Source organism: Chryseobacterium artocarpi (genome assembly GCF_001684975.1).
Lineage (GTDB): Bacteria > Bacteroidota > Bacteroidia > Flavobacteriales > Weeksellaceae > Chryseobacterium > Chryseobacterium artocarpi.
The window spans coordinates 648,804-668,873 of the sequence record NZ_MAYH01000012.1 but is presented as its reverse complement, the minus strand read 5'-3'; the positions used below and the strand labels follow the sequence as shown (position 1 = coordinate 668,873).

At 36.4% G+C, this 20,070-nt stretch carries 17 protein-coding genes; 5 read left to right on the top strand and 12 right to left on the bottom strand.

Annotation, left to right across the window (positions count from 1 at the left end):
- Positions 1 to 72 precede the first annotated feature (72 nt).
- The 3 genes from BBI01_RS07475 (at position 73) to BBI01_RS07465 (ending at position 7,030) form a co-directional block, all read left to right on the top strand.
- On the top strand, positions 73 to 3,153 hold the full coding sequence (locus tag BBI01_RS07475) for a SusC/RagA family TonB-linked outer membrane protein (RefSeq protein WP_065394042.1): 3,081 nt from the start codon (positions 73 to 75) through the stop codon (positions 3,151 to 3,153).
- Between the two features lie 85 nt (positions 3,154 to 3,238).
- A complete protein-coding gene (locus BBI01_RS07470; RefSeq protein WP_228393956.1) occupies positions 3,239 to 4,540 on the top strand; it encodes a RagB/SusD family nutrient uptake outer membrane protein in 1,302 nt (433 codons plus the stop codon).
- 6 nt (positions 4,541 to 4,546) lie between these two features.
- On the top strand, positions 4,547 to 7,030 hold the full coding sequence (locus BBI01_RS07465) for a S9 family peptidase (protein WP_083190034.1): 2,484 nt from the start codon (positions 4,547 to 4,549) through the stop codon (positions 7,028 to 7,030).
- 105 nt (positions 7,031 to 7,135) lie between these two features.
- Here the strand turns inward: BBI01_RS07465 and BBI01_RS07460 are convergent, their stop codons facing one another.
- The 6 genes from BBI01_RS07460 to BBI01_RS07435 all read right to left on the bottom strand — a co-directional run bounded on the left by BBI01_RS07460 (position 7,136) and on the right by BBI01_RS07435 (position 12,687).
- Complete coding sequence (locus tag BBI01_RS07460; RefSeq protein ID WP_065394040.1) at positions 7,136 to 7,399, bottom strand: DUF6520 family protein; 264 nt, start codon at positions 7,397 to 7,399, stop codon at positions 7,136 to 7,138.
- A 105-nt stretch (positions 7,400 to 7,504) separates the two neighbouring features.
- Positions 7,505 to 8,980: a MauE/DoxX family redox-associated membrane protein gene (locus BBI01_RS07455; RefSeq protein WP_228393948.1), complete on the bottom strand. Its 1,476-nt coding sequence runs from the start codon at positions 8,978 to 8,980 to the stop codon at positions 7,505 to 7,507.
- 124 nt (positions 8,981 to 9,104) lie between these two features.
- On the bottom strand, positions 9,105 to 9,875 hold the full coding sequence (locus BBI01_RS07450; protein WP_065394039.1) for a helix-turn-helix domain-containing protein: 771 nt from the start codon (positions 9,873 to 9,875) through the stop codon (positions 9,105 to 9,107).
- A gap of 382 nt (positions 9,876 to 10,257) precedes the next feature.
- Positions 10,258 to 11,427 (bottom strand): plasmid recombination protein, encoded by a 1,170-nt coding sequence (locus BBI01_RS07445; RefSeq protein WP_065394038.1) that lies wholly within the window; start codon positions 11,425 to 11,427, stop codon positions 10,258 to 10,260.
- A 231-nt stretch (positions 11,428 to 11,658) separates the two neighbouring features.
- Positions 11,659 to 12,309 carry a toprim domain-containing protein gene (locus tag BBI01_RS07440; protein ID WP_065394037.1) on the bottom strand — a complete coding sequence of 217 codons (651 nt, stop codon included), beginning with the start codon at positions 12,307 to 12,309 and terminating at the stop codon, positions 11,659 to 11,661.
- Between the two features lie 9 nt (positions 12,310 to 12,318).
- The gene (locus BBI01_RS07435) at positions 12,319 to 12,687 is read right to left on the bottom strand and encodes a hypothetical protein (protein WP_065394036.1); all 369 of its coding nucleotides are present in this window, start codon (positions 12,685 to 12,687) and stop codon (positions 12,319 to 12,321) included.
- 612 nt (positions 12,688 to 13,299) lie between these two features.
- Here BBI01_RS07435 and BBI01_RS07430 point away from each other — a divergent pair.
- Entirely contained in the window at positions 13,300 to 13,980 is a 681-nt protein-coding gene (locus BBI01_RS07430) for a hypothetical protein (protein WP_065394035.1), read from the top strand.
- Positions 13,981 to 14,647: 667 nt separating this feature from the next.
- Here BBI01_RS07430 and BBI01_RS07425 read toward each other — a convergent pair.
- The 6 genes from BBI01_RS07425 to BBI01_RS07400 form a co-directional block, all read right to left on the bottom strand.
- Positions 14,648 to 15,502, bottom strand: a complete 855-nt coding sequence (locus tag BBI01_RS07425) for a hypothetical protein (RefSeq protein WP_123862103.1) — start codon at positions 15,500 to 15,502, stop codon at positions 14,648 to 14,650.
- Positions 15,503 to 15,595: 93 nt separating this feature from the next.
- Complete coding sequence (locus BBI01_RS07420; protein ID WP_065394033.1) at positions 15,596 to 16,201, bottom strand: toll/interleukin-1 receptor domain-containing protein; 606 nt, start codon at positions 16,199 to 16,201, stop codon at positions 15,596 to 15,598.
- Positions 16,202 to 16,205: 4 nt separating this feature from the next.
- Positions 16,206 to 17,099 carry a DUF4231 domain-containing protein gene (locus tag BBI01_RS07415; RefSeq protein ID WP_065394032.1) on the bottom strand — a complete coding sequence of 298 codons (894 nt, stop codon included), beginning with the start codon at positions 17,097 to 17,099 and terminating at the stop codon, positions 16,206 to 16,208.
- The gene (locus BBI01_RS07410) at positions 17,096 to 17,683 is read right to left on the bottom strand and encodes a TIR domain-containing protein (protein WP_065394031.1); all 588 of its coding nucleotides are present in this window, start codon (positions 17,681 to 17,683) and stop codon (positions 17,096 to 17,098) included. The genes BBI01_RS07415 and BBI01_RS07410 overlap by 4 nt, the downstream gene beginning before the upstream one ends.
- Before the next feature lie 6 nt (positions 17,684 to 17,689).
- The gene (locus tag BBI01_RS07405) at positions 17,690 to 18,094 is read right to left on the bottom strand and encodes a TIR domain-containing protein (protein WP_065394030.1); all 405 of its coding nucleotides are present in this window, start codon (positions 18,092 to 18,094) and stop codon (positions 17,690 to 17,692) included.
- A 4-nt stretch (positions 18,095 to 18,098) separates the two neighbouring features.
- Positions 18,099 to 19,328, bottom strand: coding sequence for a TRAFs-binding domain-containing protein (locus tag BBI01_RS07400; protein WP_065394029.1), 1,230 nt, complete (start codon positions 19,326 to 19,328; stop codon positions 18,099 to 18,101).
- Between the two features lie 318 nt (positions 19,329 to 19,646).
- Between BBI01_RS07400 and BBI01_RS07395 the strand changes: the two genes are divergently transcribed.
- Positions 19,647 to 19,925: a helix-turn-helix domain-containing protein gene (locus tag BBI01_RS07395; protein ID WP_065394028.1), complete on the top strand. Its 279-nt coding sequence runs from the start codon at positions 19,647 to 19,649 to the stop codon at positions 19,923 to 19,925.
- The last annotated feature ends 145 nt before the right edge of the window (positions 19,926 to 20,070 follow it).

Here is a 20,070-nt window from a genome sequence, read left to right as displayed (position 1 = left end):
TGGGACCGTCGGCCACGTATTCAATTATTTAAAAAATCAGAATCGAATATTAATTAAATACAATGCAAAAATATGAAAATTTTATGCAGTGCCGCCGTATTCTTTTTAGTTGGTTGGCAGGGGCTAGGTGCCCAACAGGACCTTTCCACAATGAGGGTACAGTTTGAGGTCGGAAAAATTTCGGCTTCGGAAGCAATCGAGAAATTTATTTCCAAAAATAAAATTCAAAAATTTGGTTATACCAACAGCCAGTTGGATAAGTATTCTGTTAAAGAAACAAAATGTGTTAATGAAACTGTCATTGGCTGTATGAATAAACTACTGGAAGGTCTTCCATTTGAAGCCCTGATCTATAATAATGGCCTAATCATAAGGGAGAAGAAGGGTAAAACCACAGTATCTTCCTATGAACAATTTTCAATTCCTCTCGCAAAAATCGATACAATAAAAAGTACATTGGAGGTAAACAAAATAGATGAGATTGTTGTCAATGCGGGATATTACACTGTCAAGGATAAAGAACGCACAGGTAGTATTTCAAAAGTAGGTAGTAAACAAATTGAAAACCAACCCATCAACAATGCCCTTGGAGCAGTACAGGGCAGAGCCGCAGGTGTCAATATCACCCAAAATTCAGGGGTTGCAGGTGGTAGTTTCGATGTGCAGATTCGTGGTAGAAATAGTCTGAGAACTACGGATAACAGTGAAATTGATGGTAACCAGCCATTATATCTGGTGGATGGAATTCCAATAGTTGGGATCAGTACAAGAAGTGCCGCATCGGTATTGACCTACGGCAGTATAAACCCTCTGAACAATATAAATCCCAATGACATAGAAAGTATCGAAATCTTAAAAGATGCTGATGCTACTGCTATCTATGGATCAAGAGGAGCTAACGGAGTTATCCTGATTACAACAAAAAAGGGGAAAACCGGAAAACTGAATGCAACAGTTAATACACAGTACGGAATAAGCAGGGTTCATTCAAACCTCAAAATGATGAATACAGCTCAGTATCTTGGAATGAGAAAACAGGCTTACATCAATGACGGAATCGCTACTTATCCAGCAAATGCTTATGATATCAACGGAGTCTGGAATCGGGACAGGGATACCAATTGGCGGAAAGAGCTGATAGGAAATAGCAGTACTTCCTCCAATACACAGGTTGCGTTAACAGGAGGTAATTCAAATACTACTTTTTTGGTCAGTCTGGGGCATAATGAACAGTCAACGGTCTTTGGTAAAGATTTTAAGTATTCAGGGAATAACCTGTCATCCAGCATATCACACCATTCTACGGATAATCGCTTTCAGATAAATATCTATAATATGTTTGCCGACAGGAAAAATAACATTGTGCGAACAGATGCGACCCAGCGGGCCTATTTTCTTTCTCCCAATGCACCAGCATTATATCACCCCGATGGAAGTGTAAATTGGGGAAATAATACCTTTAATAATCCCATTGCAGCATATAACAGTAGATATTCCAATAACAACAAGCAATTCCTGAGCAACCTAAATGCATCGTTTAGTTTAGTTCAGGATCTTAACATCCGGTTAAATGGTGGAATCAATTATCAGACATTTGAGGATATATCTCTGGAACCCAATACCATGTACAATCCGGCTACATTTCAGGGGCAGTCAAGTGCGACTTCTACTTCAACAACCGGAAACCAGAAACGTTTTTCCATCATTATCGAACCGCAGGTCAATTGGAAAAAATCATGGGGCAATCATAAAATAGACATGCTTATCGGGGGAACCTATCAGCGGGACACCCATCAACAGGTTCAGATGCAGGGAATCGGTTTTGAGAGCAACGTCTTCATCGAAAATATCGGTGCCGCAAAAACAAAGATCGTTTCAGATCAGGTCAGGTCGGATTACCGTTATGCAGCGCTGTATGGAAGACTTAATTATCAATTTAAGAATAGGTATATCCTCAATATCACAGGAAGACGTGACGGAAGCAGCCGATTTGGGACAAACAGGAAATATGCAAATTTTGGAGCGCTGGGAGCCGCATGGATCTTTACGAAAGAAAATTTTCTAAAGGATTCAAAATGGCTGAGTTTTGGAAAAATGCGAGCAAGTTATGGTACCGCCGGAAGTGACAATATCGGTGACTATCAATATCTTGATACATATACGGTATCTTCTTCATCCTATGACGGTACAATAGCAATGTTGCCTTCACGGCTTTATAATCCTGATTATAGCTGGGAAAAGACAACAAAGATGGAAATAGGACTGGAACTGGGGTTTTTGAAGAACCGTATAAACCTGAATGCCCTGTGGTATAGAAACCGTTCTTCCAACCAGCTGTTGGGGTATCAGTTACCTGAAATAACAGGATTTCCGACAGTAATGGCGAACCTACAGGCAACAGTAGAAAATTCCGGAACTGAGATCGAACTGAATGCTAAGCCAATCAATAGGGAGAACTTTAAGTGGGAAACTTCATTAAATGTCAGCTTTCCAAAAAATAAACTGATTTCATTTCCGGGACTTGAAGGTTCTCCTTATGCAAGACAATATGTAATCGGAGAGCCTACATCCATAATCAAGGTTTATGAATACACAGGTATAGATCCTAAAACCGGAGTTTATACTTTTACAGATTTCAATGGTGATGGTAAAATCACATCTCCTGATGATGACCTTAAAATTGAAAAGCTTGATGTAAAGTATTTTGGAGGGTGGAACAATTCATTTATATATAAAAACTGGGAATTTTCTTTTCTGTTCCAATTTGTAAAAAAGAAAAGCAGGAACTATAATTACGTAATGCCTATTCCGGGCAGTATGAACAACCAGCCAGTGGAAGTGCTTGATGTGTGGTCACCACAGAACCCCACAGGAACATACATGCCCTACACATCCAAAAGCAACGCTGCGCAAACTTTATATCGGAAAAGTGATGCTTCGATTTCTGACGCCTCGTTTATACGGTTAAAAAATGTACAGGTCGGATATTCTATTCCCTTACAGGATGCTATTTTTCGGTCTGTTAAAGTCTACTTTCAGGGCCAGAACCTGTATACATGGAGCAGGTTCTTTGGGGTCGATCCTGAGATTCCGGGTATTACGACATTACCTCCTTTAACGACTTATTCACTTGGATTACAGTTTAATTTTTAAAATTCTTATCATGAAACTTACAAGATCAATATACCTAATCCTATTCCCTTTAGCTTTACTGATACTGCTGATCTCCTGCGAAAAAATGCTGGAAGTGGATGTACCGACAAATGAGCTGTCTTCAGATGCGATATTTGAAGATGTGCAGACAGCAAATGCAGCCTTGGCGGGATTATATGCAAAAATGCGTGACAACGCCCCACTAGCTGGAGATGAATCGGGTGCGCTTTTGGGGATCTATACAGACGATATGGATTATTATGCCAATCCGGTTACAAACTCCTCGTTTGACCTTTATACAAATACCCAGATAGATACTAATACGACAGTTGCATCCTATTGGTCGGAAGCATTTCAGGTAATATACATTGCAAATGCGATTATTTCAGGCTGTGAGAAATCATATTCCCTGCCAGTCACCGAAAGAAACAGGATCAGGGGTGAAGCTCTTTTGGCACGTAGTATTGTTTTATTTTATCTACAACAGGTTTTTGGGGATATCCCTTATCCAATAACGACAGATTATCAGGTTAATCAGGTGCTGGGAAAAACGGAATCGGGTCAGGTTTTAGGAAAATTAGTGGCAGATATCAGCATAGCTGTTCAATTATTACCCAATGAGTACCGAAGTGCAGAACGGATTTTCCTGAACCGAAAAGCAGGTGAATTTATTTTGGCAAAAATCTACATGGTTCAACAACGTTATTCTGAAGCCGAAATGCTTCTGAAAGGAGTTGCTGATGATCCGATGTACATGTTTGAGCAAGATCTTACCAAAGTATTTATCAAATCAGGCAAACATATTATATGGCAGCTCAAACCACAGAACAGTTCAGCTACAAAAGAAGCTATGCTTTATTATTTTGGAAATGTTGCACCAACCCTCTATGCGCTCTCCAATGACCTGATACAGGCGTTTCCCAGTGCGGACCTTAGAAAAAACAACTGGATGGCGACCTCCACATTCAATGGGAACACATGGTACAGGTCGGCCAAATACAAAAATAGACAGCCTGGAAATGATAGCGAGTTTTCGATCGTATTGCGGATGGAAGAAGTGTACCTGCTTTTGTCCGAATGTTACGTACAACAGGGTAGATTAAATGAGGCGCTGCCCTATGTAAATGCAACAAGACAAAGGGCAGGGCTTACTTCTTTACAGCAGCCAATAGCTAAAGAAACCTTGCTGAATGAAATACTACTGGAAAACAGACGTGAATTTTTTACGGAAATGGGTCATCGGTTTATTGATCTAAAACGTATGGATAGATTGGGAACCCTGATTTCTATAAAACCTAACTGGAAAAACTACCATACCCGATGGCCGATCCCCCAAAAGGAAATACTTATCAATGCCAATCTCAAACCACAGAACAACGGATACTGATTTATTATGAAACAGATAATTCTAATCATCTTATGTTTTGTTATCCATTCCGGTTGGATGCAAGGACAGCAGCATGACACACTGGATGCATGGTACTCGAAATTTTCCAGACTTAAAAACCTGACTATTTCATCGGATCAGCGATGGCTTGCGGCAAAGAGAACATATTACAGCGCCACAAACAATGATACGGTAATCGTTATTGATACCCATCATCCAAAAGAAGAAGTCCAGAAATTCACGGTATTTGCACAACCTACTTTTCTGAACGATAATGGTATTATGGGAAAGGACAGAATGAACAGATTCACTTTTTTAAATTTAAAATCAAAGAAGAAAATCGTTTATGATAATATAAATATGGCATTCAGCCTACAGGAATCGGAACGTTATGCACTTCTGGACAATAATTCAAGGATGACGTTATACAGTAGAAATGGTGATCCGATCTATTCCGATACCGATATTGGGAGTCCATACGCAACAGATCAAAGTAAAAAGTTATTTGCCTGCAAAAAAGAGTCTGAAAATTTTGAAGTGCTCGATCTATCTGGGAACCGACCAAAAAAGATACTTTCAGCAACAGATGAAATTCAGGATCTAATATTGCCACTATCGGGAAAATACCTTTTTATCTTTGGAAAGAAGCAGGTTCATGTTTATGATTGTAATCTTGGCTATTTGAAAGATCTTGAACTTCCAGCTTTTAAGGATAACCGCTACAAGATCACAGAAATGTCCGAAGCAGGAACATATTTAATTGAATCAGTTTCAGTAGAACCAAGGTTCAACAATAACATCGTAGATGTCTGGTATGGAAATGAAAGTGACCTAAAAAACAGAAATAGAAAAATCAACAGAAGGTATTGGATCTGGCGGTCTGTTAAGAACCTGCTAGAAGAGATACCAACAGATAAGTTTCCTGAATTTAGCGCAATAGGAAGTGAACGATATCTATTTGCATATCATCCGACTTCAGGACACAATTATGTACACTGGCTACCACAATACAAAATTTATCTGTACGATATGCTTTTGAAAACCTATAGATTTATCGGAGACTTTAAGGGAATGGAATTTGGGAGTCCTGACATCTATTTTTCACCAACCAAAAATGGCTATTTTATTGGCAGTGAAGATGGAAAAAGCTGGAGTTTGTTCAACTTAAATTCCGATCGAAAGAAACTTATAAACAATAAAGAAGGTCTTCATAAGCCAGTTTTCACGTCTGATGGAAAATCTATACTCTTTGAAGGTTCAGATGACATCATAAAGTATGATATCAGCAAAAGTACAGTTCAACCGCTTGATATTTCCAGTGATAAAAAGGTAAGGGTCTTAAATTATAGGGAGCGAATGACCGGGGAAAACAAGAATTTTTATGTACGTACAGTTGATGCCGAGAAGCCGTTATTATGTGAGATCATAGATACACTGAACGGTACCACCAAACTTATCGAATGGCTAAGCCCAAAGAAAGAAAAACAATATGTACTTACGAAAAATAAGCTGGATGTAAAGCTTGCTGATGCACGTAGTAGAAAAGCGATCTATGTATTGGAAGAAAATACGACCATGTCACCATCAATCTTTAAATATTCCGATACAGGCGATAAAGAATTGATTTATGAGCCTATTTCCAAGATGGAAACAGAAATCAAAAAAGAGATAGTGGATTACACAAACAGTATGGGTAATAAACTCCGTGGGGTTTTATACTATCCTGTGAGTTTTAGGTCAGATAAAAAATACCCGATGATTGTCCATCTCTATCAGATCCAGAGCAATGCTGTAAACAGATACCTGATGCCGGAATATGAGTATTACGGTTTTAATGTACGGACATTGTTAAAGCGGGGGTATTTTGTTTTTTTGCCAGATATCACCTATGATAGTAGAGGAACAGGAATTGCAGCACTGGATTGCGTTAATACGGCACTGGATGCCATATCTAACCATCCAAATATTGAACATAAAAAAATAGGATTGATCGGTCACTCACATGGTGGCTATGAAACTAATTTTATCGCCACGCATTCAGACCGTTTTGCTACATATATTTCAGGATCTGGGAACAGCGATCTTATCAGGTCTTATTTTTCATACAATTATAATTTTAACAGTCCATTCTATTGGCAGTTTGAAAACGGACAGTATGAAATGAAGATACCATTTTCTGAAAATAAGAATTTATACCTATCCAACAGTCCAATTTTAAATGTAGAAAAGGTAAATGCACCCATTCTGTTGTGGGCAGGAAAAAAAGATGAGAATATAGCATGGGATCAGGTAATGGAATTCTATATCGGGCTTAGAAGGACCCGTAAATCGGTCATTGCACTGTTTTACCCAAGCCAAGGTCACGGAATGAGTTTTAAAACGGAAGAAATTAAAGATCTGACCCGAAGAAATCTGGAATGGTGGGATTACTTTCTAAAATCCAAAACGGATGTGGATTGGATTGATAAGCAGATAAAGGAAGTATTGTAAACATCTGATGGATGTCTTTACCGAGAGAATCTGTATAATAAATAATTATTATTTACTTAATAAAAGAAGGGAGTGTTCGTATTTCGGACACTCCCTTCCATCATGTTAAGGTTCGAACAGCTCCTGTCCACACATGGTAGGATTCTCCGGAGTTGGTTCCTGTCTTAGAACCACATCAGTATCTCCTGACCAGGTACATGGTATACTTCCAACGGTATTACATTTTTGATTGTCGGTGACACATTGTCCCGCCGCATTAATATGGTAACCGTTTACAATAGCTTTACCACTGCTGTTCATCATCTTATTTGCAAAAGCACCACCAGCTCCCATTACTATAATGAATGCTGGAATCAATAACTTTTTCATTTCGATAATTCTTGGTTAATGCCTACTCTTTTCAAGGTTTTGGGCAATTCCTTTTATATTCTGTTCAACAGCACATTCCTGGAACACGCTGCATCCTTGTATATTTCAGTTTAATAATGCATCCCTGAACCTAAGCCTGCGTAATTCGTGACCGATCAACACATATAGGAATTTTCCATTTGCGATCATTCCCACAATCTTTTCTTCTGTATTCTTCCGGATATAAAAACTGCCAACATATTCTTTTTTTTCAATATTATAAATATCAATAATTGCAGAATTTCTCCATGCTGCGGAAGATTCATGTTTGCCTTTTAGATTGGATTCATTGTATAGATATCCATGATCCATTGCAACGGACTTGTTTACCCGAAAAGGAGGTGTATTCATTTTGTGTCGTCCATCAGATAGCTGTACTACTGAAATTTTTACCCTTGATACTGTATCTATTGTCCGTAAACTGTCCAATACCTTTAGATTATTGTCCATTTTTATGATCTGATTTCTATAACCATAGATATAGATCAGCTTATTCTTAGTATCATCAGATAGAAGTCTTCCATCAGAATCGAAAACTCCATCGACCTGTTTTTGGAGTATGTTTTCATAGATGCTAACCTTAGGCGTACTGTCAAGTTTGAGTCTAGCTAAGATATACTGTTTATTCTTACGGCTCTGGCTTCTCAAAGCGAAGTCAATGGTGTCAAGAACAATCATTTGGGTAAAATATGCATCACCTGTGCTTATTGTTCTGGCTTGCCTATTCCCAATAGTTCCCCGATAGATTATGGGAACACTGCCATCAAAAAGGTAATAGAACCCATTTTTGACGAGAGTCTGTAGATTTCTGAACGGATAATCTGATCTATCCAGATAAAGGCGGAACGAAACAGTGTCTTTTAATTGCAGATCCAGACTTGTCAGCCAAAGTGGTGCCGTGGAACTTCCTAAGTAAATTCTGCTATTATCTATTCCTGCAAAATAATAGGAATCTGAACCCATATTGAATTTCTTTTCTTCAGCAATAGGGTTGAGTAAAAATCTACGTGTAAAATTGTTCTCCTTTTTGATCGTATGCTCTGAACGCAGGAAAAGAACAGAGACGGCCAGGCAGCTTGCGGTAGTAGCAATTCCACAATATAGTGCCGGCCGTCTCCAACCGATAACATGAAAATCATTAATTAAAATCGCTGTGATTGTCAGTATGACAAAAAATAAATTGAATAGCAGATGTTCAGTCCATCCAAGTTTTTCTAATATACCCCCACAGGAACATGGTATAAAATCACTGTAATTGAGGATCAGATAAATGTAAACTGTAAAAGCAGACATTAAGCCCAGAGAAGCATAAAGCCCCAATCTGTTTGTGTATGGTATGAATAGGCAAATCGCTACTATTATTTCAATAATTATGATTGAATAAGAAATGATTTCAGCATAAGCGGACAATAAAGGGGACTGTGCCAGCTGGATCTGAAAATTTTCAAAATCCAAAGCTTTACTCATAGCAGCATACAGAAACAGTATAGCCAGGAGGATGCTGATGACTTTTATATAATATTTTTTTATTGTCCCCATCATAATCTTCATTATTGATTATGACAAAGTTAGAAGGGAATATAATACCTATTTTAACAAAAATATTCCGTTTTTAAAAAAAGTATTCCTATAAGTTTCATATTTGCATCAATAATTTAATTAAGGCTTACGAATATAGTAATCTTGGTATTTCAGCGATGTTCACCCCATATCTTACAAATGTTTTATACATCTTTGCATAATTGGTGAATTTATTACGAAAGGCAATTTCCTTAAGAGGCATCCGGGTAAAAATAATATCATTTACAGCTTCAATCATTTTTAGTTTGGTAAAAAAAGCATAAAAGGTGTCTCCGAAAAAACTCTTACAGTCCCTTATAAACTGATTATAATACAGTCCTCTAGCAACTGTCATATCTTGAATTTTAGGATATTCAGCCGGATCATAATCTTGTAGTACATCTATAAGATATGAAAGGTGCTGAGGAGGAGTAATTATCAAGTCTTTTGGTAGGAAAAATTCATTCAGTTGTAACTGGACTTTTTTTCTGTTTTCTATCCAGCTTAGTCCAGAGACTAAATAAAGATTATTTTCATCAGTATACCGGATGTGGATCGGAGCAATAGATTTCATTTCCAATAGTTCTTTGTGAGGGTAACTATTCAGTACTTCTTTTATCATTGGATCTGAGTGTTTGATCTCATCATAATATTCATAAGTACCTAAAAGACTCCGTTTATAAAATGTCATATCAAAAGGAAGAAATTCAAGGGTCTGAAAGAAGGTTACATAGAACTCGGCAAGACGCTTGATCTGCACAGACAACAGTTGCAGGTTATCTGCGTATATTGCCGATTTTACAAATGGTAGTCTGGAAAAATTGTACATGGTCTGTTCTGCCATGTCGTTGAGTAATGAAAGAATGTGGATGTTCATAATTTATCTATTTTAGTAAAAAGTGCAGACCATCGAGCGAGAGCATGGTAACGAAGGGGAATTTACTATATAGCGTAATTTTTGGTCTGTTCGTACTTAAAAATAAAATTAAGTAACCAAATAAGGAAATAAAAAACTAAAGATTAATGTGTTCGGGCGCTATCGCAAAGAAATACAATATCGAATGTAACAAAAAAGGACAGCCTATGAGACTGTCCTATGGGACACGTTTTTCAATTGATCTTACCCAGATAGGTCATGTTTTAATTCAAAAATAAGTATATTCAAAAATAAAGATTCAAAAGTATTTCTTTACTGCTTATTGATAAATATATATCTGGTCAGATGATATAAATTGCTGATAAAGGAAGCGGTTGCCGATTTATTGTCTTCCATATATTCTTTTCTTTTTTTTCTTCTTTGGTACTGTAATTTCATCAGGTTCATCATAATTTATACCACCTGCACCCAACAGGGAGAAAAGTTCCGCTGCCACTTCAACAATCGTAAAGATCTGCTCAAAGGCAGAAAATGGAATGTGATTATCGGATGATAACTTCCTGCATATCTTATTCATTTCGTCAATCAGACTTTTATTATCAGATCTGTCATAATCCGGATTTTTCTGTCGTTCATAACGGATGGATTTTTCCAGTACATCAATCACTGAATCCAGATATTTTTTCTTTTCCAAAGCAAAAACATTGGGATCGGTCAGCAGAATGGCGTTTTTGCTTTTCAGATCTGAAATTTCTGTTTTGAGTTCCTCTGATTGGGACTGTAGCCCTGTGATCTGCTTATTTTTTACGTCAAGTTCATTGCTGTTTTTTAAAAGCTCAGCATTATACAATCTGAAAGCATTCCCATAGTTCTTGGTCGTCTTGTCCAGATTGATCTGTTGAACACCGAAGAAATTGGGTTCTTTGATAATAAGATTATTGAACTGACCTGAACCTAATTTAGCTGTCATCCCCTGTATTTTGAGTTCCAACGCTTTTAATTCCTCTTCCTTTTTCTGGATCTTAAACTCTACAGCTTCAAGCCTGCCTACTGATCCGGCTGTACCACGTTCCATGCCAAGGCATTCTGCCGCCAGATCCTGCATTTTGGAATAGTGAAAGGACTGATGTTTTAGGGTCTTTCCGGTTTTTAGATCCTGCCAGTCGGCAACAAGATGGGCATGTAGATTCGGCTTCCATTCTTTGGTTTCTTTATCCCAATGACCTTCATCTTTATGGATAGCAATCTGGAATACCCTTATTCCAAGTTCCTGTTCAAGTTTTCTGCTGAGATCGTGCAGGTCTTTCATGGTGGTATCTTCCTTGATGACTACCACAGCTTCACGGACAGGCATGGCATTGCTCTGTAGTTTTCTGCCGGACTTCTGTTTACAATAGGTTTCAATTTTAAGTATCCTATCCGAAATCTTTTCCTCCTGCCAGTATTCATTTTTCGCCGTAAGTTCTTTACGGATATAATCAAAAGTCTTTTTTCGGAAATTATGGATCTCAGAATCAGCTTTTACAGCTTTAAAATTAATGGAAGTTTTCATACGATATCTTTTTGACCAGTCATAACAAAACTTTATATTTAGCCCTGATAGAGCTCTGCTTTGAATCATAAGTAGACGAACTATGATTAAGAACCGCTGGGCAGTCCATCAAAAGGACTGCCTTTTTAGCCCCCGGCAGGGCGAAGCAGAAACTTTGTTGGGAGGGTACCGACCTTCAAAGTTGCGAATGAGCTCCTAACTTCTGCGGGAAGCTTAGTAAAAAGCACAGCCCTACATTCTTCTGCGCAATCCCTTCGTTGCTTTGTTTTTTACATCCTTGCACGGAGCCCGTTTTTCTGCACTATCATTTTTCTGTTGAGCAATACCCTCTGTTTTTGGTTTAGGTAGAGCCTGTCGTTGTCTTTTTTTCATGAGGTACTGGTTCAGGTCCTTATAATCTGAATAGATATGTGAAAAGTCCTTTGCATGGGGGTAAACGTTAAGAATTGTATTGTTTGATTTCTTGCCAGCTTTATCATTATCCAAAAAAAGGTTTATTTCAGTATATCCTTTCAGGATGTCAATTGCCTTTTTAAGCAAACTTGTTGAGTTGAGGACAAGCAGGTCTCCCTGATAACTGCCCTTCAGTTCCAGAAAGGAGAGCGCATCCAAGAAACCTTCCAGAACAACTACCTTGTTATCAAGCCTTCCATCAGGATGTAATGGCAGAACTCTTTCAGGATGTAACTCTTGATTTCCAGCATTCTGGACTGCTGTACCGATATGAATTATTGAAATGTCTTTATTGAGCAAAGCACCTTTGTAGTATGGATTGCGAAGCTCCCATCCACCGGATCGGTTTTCAAATCCAATGGCGTAGTAGGGTTTATCCTTTATTGTGAACCAGATTTCCTTTATAAACGGATATATCCTGGACGACAATCCCCTTTCTCAAAGATACTGCAAGAGATTGGGATGCGTTAGGTCGAGTACCTTATCTATCCTATATTCGGCAGGTATTTTCCTAACCCGTTCAGCTTGCTGGTGAAAAGAAGAAAAATTTTGAGTGGATGCCCAGTCCAGAGCATCCTTTACAGATGTACCCAGATATTTCTGCACAAAATCGGTATTGGTGCCACCAACAGCTTCTGAGAAGAGGTACCAGAGGTTGAGTCCCCTGTCAACTTTGAAAGAGGCTTGGGACTCAGCTCCGAAAGGGTTGAGATACCAAGCTTCTTTTTGCGTTTGTTTCGTTGGAAGGTGTCCGAGAGCCCGAAGGACTTCTTCCAGCGGAATAGAGTTAAATTGCTTACAGTTCATTTCGTGGTATAAATTTTTAGAAAATACCACGTTCTATTTTCTCTGTCCTCTTATCGACGTTTAATGGCTCTATTTGGCATCAGGTTGCCTAATGGAAGCATTTAAGTGGCTGCTGATAAAATAATAACAAGTATATTCTTGTATTAAGGGTTCTATTTCTATCATCTACCAGAATAAAGAAAATAAGTTTACCTGCCTTTTGCTTTTGCTACAATAAAAGCATTTAACAATAAAAGCATTAGGTAAAAACAGCGGACAATTATGAAGCAAGATTTATTACCAAGCGCCATAAATAATGTGCAAGTTTGTTTTTCGTGTTTAAATAGAAGAAAGCGAGGTGATTGACATGGTTTTTCTGCGAAATAAGCTTATAAACGTTTTTAATTTATGCAAATGTGATCATAAGGAATAGTGAGGAAAATCCTGTTTCTTTAATACTGGATTATAGGGAATGGAATCAGTACTTTTTGCTTGTAAAGTAATTTTATATTTTTGCAGCTTTTTTATGTCGTCTATACTCTACAATGTTACTGAGGTTATTTTTGAGACTGTTAGCACGTACTGTATAAAAAGTCAGAAACAATTTATTAACATATTAAAATACTTAAAAAAATGGTTACTATTATTATCGCACTATGTGCGGTTATTATTCTATTGATACAGAAAGCGGAAAGTTCAGTAAGTAATGAACAGATTCTTGTAAAACTGGAACAGTTTCATTTTAGGGTAAAATCGCAGTTCACGGCTATTGTGGAGGCGCCGTATTCGGAGACGAGACAACGATCAACCAAGTGGATTTTCTTTTTATTTATACTTATTGCAATACTTCACTACATCAGTGTCGCTATTTTTGGAGAAAATTCTATTCATAATCTACTAAGCGACCAAAAAGCTTTGGTGTTCACCATGATAATACTGGTTATAATATCTGGCCACTACAATAGAATTGACATGTTGAAGGTGGGAGCTGTGATTGCATTTGCCAGTGCACTAACAATCTATGGTTTGCACAATAATATGGACAAAATACTGGGAACAGAACTTCTTGTTGCTGAACTTCCGATTGGAATTGCCTGGAAGGACGCAATTGTAATTTTAGGAGGAATAGCAATTTTGACCATGATGATAGTATTTGTTCTGATGGCCAGACTGATCTCCTTTTTATTGTATCATGTTATTCGGGCACTATTTAAGTTGTGTTTAAAATTGGGGCCAAAGAAGCCTCTGAAAACCCTGATCGTTATCGTTGAATGTCTTTCGATAGTTGGAGTAGCTGTGATGAGTGTATTATAAATCTAATTGTACCTGATATGGAAGTTTTCTTTTTAGCGTTGATTATAATATAAACATGGCTAAACAGGAAATCTTCTAAAATGATTGGAATACTATTTTATCATGAGTTCCCCAAGATCTGAGTGTTTTATTTTGGTTATACTTTTGGAATTAAGAATTTTATGAATTCATTAACATTAACAAAAGGAAAAAATCCCTTAATTAGTAGTTCGAAATAATTTTTTTTCATCATTTGTGTTTTTTATCTCCGGCCTTGTCCGGGGATTTTGCTTTTAGTAGATTTAACTGCTGTTCATCTACAAAGTTTACAATAGATCATTTTTAGATAAAGTATTATAAAATGTAGCATCAGTAGTTATCAGATCTTGTGCAAGTTTGTTCTTTTGCATAGCCATAATTTTTTCCTCAACAGTATTTTTGCATATCAATTATACAGCAACCACATTCTTTGTCTGACCAATCCGGTAACATCGGTCGATCGTCGATAGCTTGATTTTCAATCGCAGGATTCAACCAGGGATTAATAAGGTATACGTAATCGGCTTCGAAAAGATTAAGGCCTACACCACCATTGCTACTTGAATCGTACGGATAAACCCTATCATTGGATTTAGTCGTGCATTAAATTACTTTATAAAAAGAACCGACAAAAAATATACGATTATTCTTACTCTGCTTCTTTTAAATGCCTCCATCTGACATGATAGCTACCAAGAGCTTTTTCAAACCAGTTTTTTTCAATAAGAGACAAGTATTTTAGTGATTTTGATATTCCACCCGTAAATTCAGGCTCTAGGGCAATTGTAATACCAGACAACCTTCGAAAAATCCAACTAATAAGTACATTTTCAGGAGCAATGAGATTGTTAATTTCAGAATCTTTTATGTACCTGAACTTTTCTGTAGGTTCAATATTATTATTGAGGGTGAAATAATCCAGATCAATATCAAAGAACACATTTTGTATTTCTGACAGGAATAAAGCTTGTCTAAGTGCATCTTCAGTTTTAAACTTTCTTATCGTATGTCTTTTACCTTTAAAATCTTCAAGATATTCATCTTCCCAATCACTTTCAAATGTACCCTGTCTACAAAGAACCCAAACGTCATTAATTATATCTAGGTAGACTGCCGACATGATATGAGAGTCATTCAATGTGTTTAGCTTATAGGAACTAAAAAAAGAGACTTCAAAATTATTATCTAAGTCCAACTTCTTCAGCTCTTCTTTTCCGCCATCCGAAGGATATACTAAATCCTGATGCCAGTCGTACGTAACAAGATCAATGTTAAAACTGGACCTATCCTTTAATAATTCTTTTTTCCAGAGGTTCCAAAAATAGAATGCAAAGCGATGGCTATTAAAAAGAGCTATCTGTACCACCCCACCAGTGCCGGAAGGATGTGCTAAATAATTATGCACAGAATTTGGAGGATATGATTTAGAAAATCGATTTGTTGGATTAAAGTTTACCATCTTAAATATCAATGTTATAAATGTAATTGTTTTATTTAAGGACACCTGTACTATGTTAATGGATAATTAGTACAGTTATTTTTTTTATTTAAATATGCTTGTAAGAATTCGATATTGATATAGTTATTTCTGCAAATATTACAACTGCCAATTTAGAACATTGTCTAAAGGATGTCGCATATTATTATGTGATAAAATAAGACTTTCATTGATCATTGATTTTTCAAGCTTATCAGATATCTTAGCTACATACTCATTTAAAGATTTAGTGCCCTTGATTAAATATCCTATCATTAGATAATCAGGTAATCTTTTGTTAGCAATATCCTTTAATGTTAAAACCGAAAGTTTAATTTTGTTATTCTCCTCTCTTAATTTGTTCTGATCCAAAATTGCTGCATGGCCATATCCAATTTCAAATGGAACCCATTGAGATTGTGCTGTTTTTTCAGAAACAACAACCATCATATGTGTGCTTTCCCTAATCCCTTTTTTTATACTTTCAGTGATTTTAATGGGATCACTAATTGATGACGCATATTGTAAATCCTGATCTTCAATATCTAAATAATAGTCTATTCCGGCATCCGCTAAATAATTAGCAATTTCTTTACAGGCATCTTTATCTTCTCGTTTATGGCTTAAAAAGACACAGGGTCTATTTTTTAAATTATTAATATGAGAATCAAGAATCCACTCTAACTTTTCTACAAATTCAGCTTTATTAAATCCCTTTTTTAGCATTCTTTTATTTTTTTTTTATTCTTTTCTGAGCTAACCACATCGTATGCTCTCTTGACATCGCATTTTCTGAATCAAGGACATATTTTGAAAATTCTTCCTCTGTATTAATCAGGTCGGCTTCTGCTTTTATTTGATTTAATTCAGAATTTGCCATCGTATAGGCCTCTTTATTTTCTTGATATTTTTTAACCTGTAGCCAACTGAAGCCACTCGCCGCGACAGTTGAAAAAAGTCCTACAAAATTAAAATTAGACATCGGAGAGGTTACTAAAAAGTATATTGACACAAGAGCAAGAAGTTGAAGGCCAATAACGATGGAAAACCATAATTCATACTTATCCTTGTTACTTTCCGCTTTAGAAGAATACCAATTAATCTGATCTTGGACTCTATGCCTTAAATAATATGTTTTCCTGTCCGTTAGAGGCAGAGCACGAATCCTTTTCATTTCATCAGAAATAAAAGGAAGATTTATGTAGCTAGTATTCATGACCTTATTTAGATCAGGGAATTGATCCTTGACTAGATTTATCTTATCTTTAAATCTCTTCTCTGCTTCGTTGTTCGGTATAGTACTTTCAAAGTCTTCTGACAACATCATAAATCGCCAGCTTAAGGTTTTACAAGATTCTGCAAGAGCCCTACCAGTATACCAATAATCTTCAAATTTTCGTACTCTAAGAAGTATTGAAATAAATAATGCTCCCAATAAAAACACGCCCGAAATGATGTAAATCACTTCTTTGGATTCTGCGGTTTCATAATTATAAATAGAAATAAGGGCCGAAGCAATCATTAAGAGTAAATCTATTCCTACTAACCTAATATACCACGCTTGTGCTTTTTTGGAAGCAGAATCTCCTGCAATAAAATAATTCGGATAATTTTTATCTGTCATGATGGTCTTACTTTAGTTTTAGTTGATATTGGATGGGTTCTTTTCTCAAAGGCTTTATCAATATAAGTATCAGGTGCTGAACAAAAGTCATCCCACTTAACCAGAACACAATATTTATCCTCCTCACTCCAAGCACATTTATCGTTAGGGATATAATAATTATAAGCAAATTCTGAAATTACTGTATTATGATTGATATTGACATAAGTATGGGAATTTCCACAAGTCTTACATATGCCACTCCCTGTATATATTTTTTCATACATATCAGGAAGCACAATGCCTAAAATTCCATTTTTTGTATTGCCCTCCCCATGATAAAGTGAGGCCTGCAATTCTCTTTTTAGAAAATTTTGGTTTTCACCAACAAGATTTTCGGCAGATTTCTCGCCAATAAGAAAGATTGTCACTGTCGAATCTGATAAATAATCTTCCCGGATCCTTCTCATAATATAATCTTCATTATCAGAATCTATCGGGTCATGCAATGATTTATCAATCATATCTATTTTGAGTCTGTCATGGATATATCTTTTATAAGGCATATCCTCAGTTTTAAATGAAATAAAACATTTGTGTGCCATAAAAAATTAATTTGCGTATTTTCTAATAGCATCAACGATGCTCTCAGTATTCCATCTAACATCTACAACTGAGCGTGAAAGTACCTCCAGTGAAATACGCTCCTGACCTCGTGGAATTATACCGATAATCTTGATTCCATAAAGCTTTGCTGTATCAAGTTCCCAGGGCATCCATTCGCTATGAGAAGCGTAAATACCGGCTAAAGCAAGAACTATATCTGAACTTTGAATTTTTGCTCTTAACCGTGCTTTTATATAGGAAGCATTGGGTGAATTTATGGGAACATCTTTGGATGCTTCTGTAAATTCAACGTTAAAGTAGCCTCTTGAATTCAATAAATTTCGTAAGGCTAATAAGTCGTCGTGATGAGCCCACGAATGACTGATAAAAATTTTGTAATCTTTTGCCATGTAATTATTTTAAATTTAAAATATGATGTTTGGAGCTATTATACGTTTCAATTTCCCATGTAGCTGGGGAGCATCTAAAGAAATTTTTCTCATTTTCCGCATATTTTTCTTGATTTTCTAATGCCAAGTGACAGTTTGCTAAAGTTGCGTAGATCCACTTAAGATCACTTCTGATTAAGAAATCTTCATCTTCCTTTAAATCTTCAATAATTTCAAGAATCTTCTCACGTGTTTTCTTTGCCTGCATTCGACAATATGTTTTTTCATCGTGGTCATCTATGAACTGACCTCTAAGATCTAGACAAGTTGCATAATTTTCTCCGGTATAGTAATCTGAGTTTATTGCAAACCCTTTATCATAATATTTTATTGCACGATCTAGGTATACCATCTCGTTATTATCCAGCAGCCATAAACGTTTATATATCGCCCCTGTTATACCAAGTGTTTCAGGATCATTAGTAGTTCTACCATCTGGTTCCAATGTGGAAATTATTGTTAAGGCATCTTGCAAAGCAATCTTTTCAGAAGGTTGTTTGCTTTTATAAGTACATAAAGCTAATTGTTGAACAAAATAAGAGTCATTTTCAATTTTCTCGCTGGCTTTTTTCCAGTATTTTACTGCTTCTCCAAAATCATTTTCAGTCATAGATCGCTTTGCCTGCTCAACTAATGCAAAAATAAGTTTCTCTTTTTCAGCAAGTTCTCTTATAAGTTGTGCATATTCTTCCTCTGGTAATATATAAGGTTGTACAGATTGTATATGCTGGAATAAAGGGCTATCAACTTCTCGTGACCTTTCTACATTTAATATTAAACTGGTAAGATCCTGTTGGCATCGGGAAGCTTCAGTTGCTGAAATATCTTCACCCATGTGAGAGTAGGTAAAAGTTCTATTGTGATTTATATCAAAAGGAATATTACCATCTTTTTCCTTCATAACAATAGTTGAAAATGGCTTTGCTGCATGTCTAATGCCTAGTTCATAAATTGCATTGGGATTGAAGGTTGTTATATCTGCAATTACTAAATCAGCGTAAATAAGCAATCCATACATACTTCTATCTATCAAGCCGGAATCTTGAACTTCATCACCTCTAACGCATTCATAACCAGCGGCTATTACAGCTGGTTTAATAATATTGAGATAGGTTTTATCAAGGTCGAAAGTCTTACCAAGCGCTGGGTCACTTTTCTTTCCATACCCCATGATCACAAAACAAATTTTTGCCATTTTTTAATTTAAGTTTTATGGTTATTCTTAATGATTATCAAAAAGGAGCCCAACTACTGATTTCTGTCAAAAAGTCTTTTAATTTTATAAATCCAATAATACTGGGGCGAATAGCTATTTTTTTTAATAAAATAATAGCCATTTTGACATTGGGGTAATAAAAGTGTTAGGTTTTAAAGGTGTTTTAGTATAAAGCACTTACATTATATGGAAAAGGCTGTATTTAGACTTTATAGGAAAAAGAAAGCCACTAAAAGCCACAGACCAACAGCATATCACCTAAAACAAGATTTTTGAAGTGAATCAAAAATCTTAGATATGGAGACATTGACAAAAAATGACCTCGAGGTATTAAAAAACCAGCTAATAACAGAACTTGAAAGGTTGATCGACTTGAAAATTAATGGTGAAGCTGAAAAGGAAAGGGAAGAGTTTGGATGGATGCGGAGCAAAACAATACGGAAAAAACTTAATATCTCTGCTGCTACACTGCAAAACCTGAGGATTACCGGGAAAATTAGATTTAAGAAATTATTAGGTTCGTATTATTACAACAAAGAAGACCTTCAAAAACTGTTTAGCGATGAAAACGAATGATCCCCAAAGGTGGTTCGATTTCCTCGATTTTATTGTAGGAGACCCACAGCTCGGTCCGACGCATATTTCATTATTGGTCGCTATCGCCAGACTTGCCTGCAAACAGAATGAGAAATGGACGATAAGGGTAAGCCGTAGCAGATTG

Excerpts from the sequence above, each read along its gene's own strand:
- BBI01_RS07430 (WP_065394035.1), top strand. The coding sequence starts at position 13,300 with ATGGTTACTATTATTATCGCACTATGTGCGGTTATTATTCTATTGATA.
- BBI01_RS07470 (WP_228393956.1), top strand. The coding sequence starts at position 3,239 with ATGCTGGAAGTGGATGTACCGACAAATGAGCTGTCTTCAGATGCGATA.
- BBI01_RS07465 (WP_083190034.1), top strand. The coding sequence starts at position 4,547 with ATGAAACAGATAATTCTAATCATCTTATGTTTTGTTATCCATTCCGGT.
- BBI01_RS07455 (WP_228393948.1), bottom strand. The coding sequence starts at position 8,980 with ATGATGGGGACAATAAAAAAATATTATATAAAAGTCATCAGCATCCTC.
- BBI01_RS07410 (WP_065394031.1), bottom strand. The coding sequence starts at position 17,683 with ATGGCACACAAATGTTTTATTTCATTTAAAACTGAGGATATGCCTTAT.
- BBI01_RS07460 (WP_065394040.1), bottom strand. The coding sequence starts at position 7,399 with ATGAAAAAGTTATTGATTCCAGCATTCATTATAGTAATGGGAGCTGGT.
- BBI01_RS07415 (WP_065394032.1), bottom strand. The coding sequence starts at position 17,099 with ATGACAGATAAAAATTATCCGAATTATTTTATTGCAGGAGATTCTGCT.
- BBI01_RS07435 (WP_065394036.1), bottom strand. The coding sequence starts at position 12,687 with ATGAACTGTAAGCAATTTAACTCTATTCCGCTGGAAGAAGTCCTTCGG.
- BBI01_RS07395 (WP_065394028.1), top strand. The coding sequence starts at position 19,647 with ATGGAGACATTGACAAAAAATGACCTCGAGGTATTAAAAAACCAGCTA.
- BBI01_RS07450 (WP_065394039.1), bottom strand. The coding sequence starts at position 9,875 with ATGAACATCCACATTCTTTCATTACTCAACGACATGGCAGAACAGACC.
- BBI01_RS07405 (WP_065394030.1), bottom strand. The coding sequence starts at position 18,094 with ATGGCAAAAGATTACAAAATTTTTATCAGTCATTCGTGGGCTCATCAC.
- BBI01_RS07445 (WP_065394038.1), bottom strand. The coding sequence starts at position 11,427 with ATGAAAACTTCCATTAATTTTAAAGCTGTAAAAGCTGATTCTGAGATC.
- BBI01_RS07400 (WP_065394029.1), bottom strand. The coding sequence starts at position 19,328 with ATGGCAAAAATTTGTTTTGTGATCATGGGGTATGGAAAGAAAAGTGAC.
- BBI01_RS07475 (WP_065394042.1), top strand. The coding sequence starts at position 73 with ATGAAAATTTTATGCAGTGCCGCCGTATTCTTTTTAGTTGGTTGGCAG.
- BBI01_RS07420 (WP_065394033.1), bottom strand. The coding sequence starts at position 16,201 with ATGCTAAAAAAGGGATTTAATAAAGCTGAATTTGTAGAAAAGTTAGAG.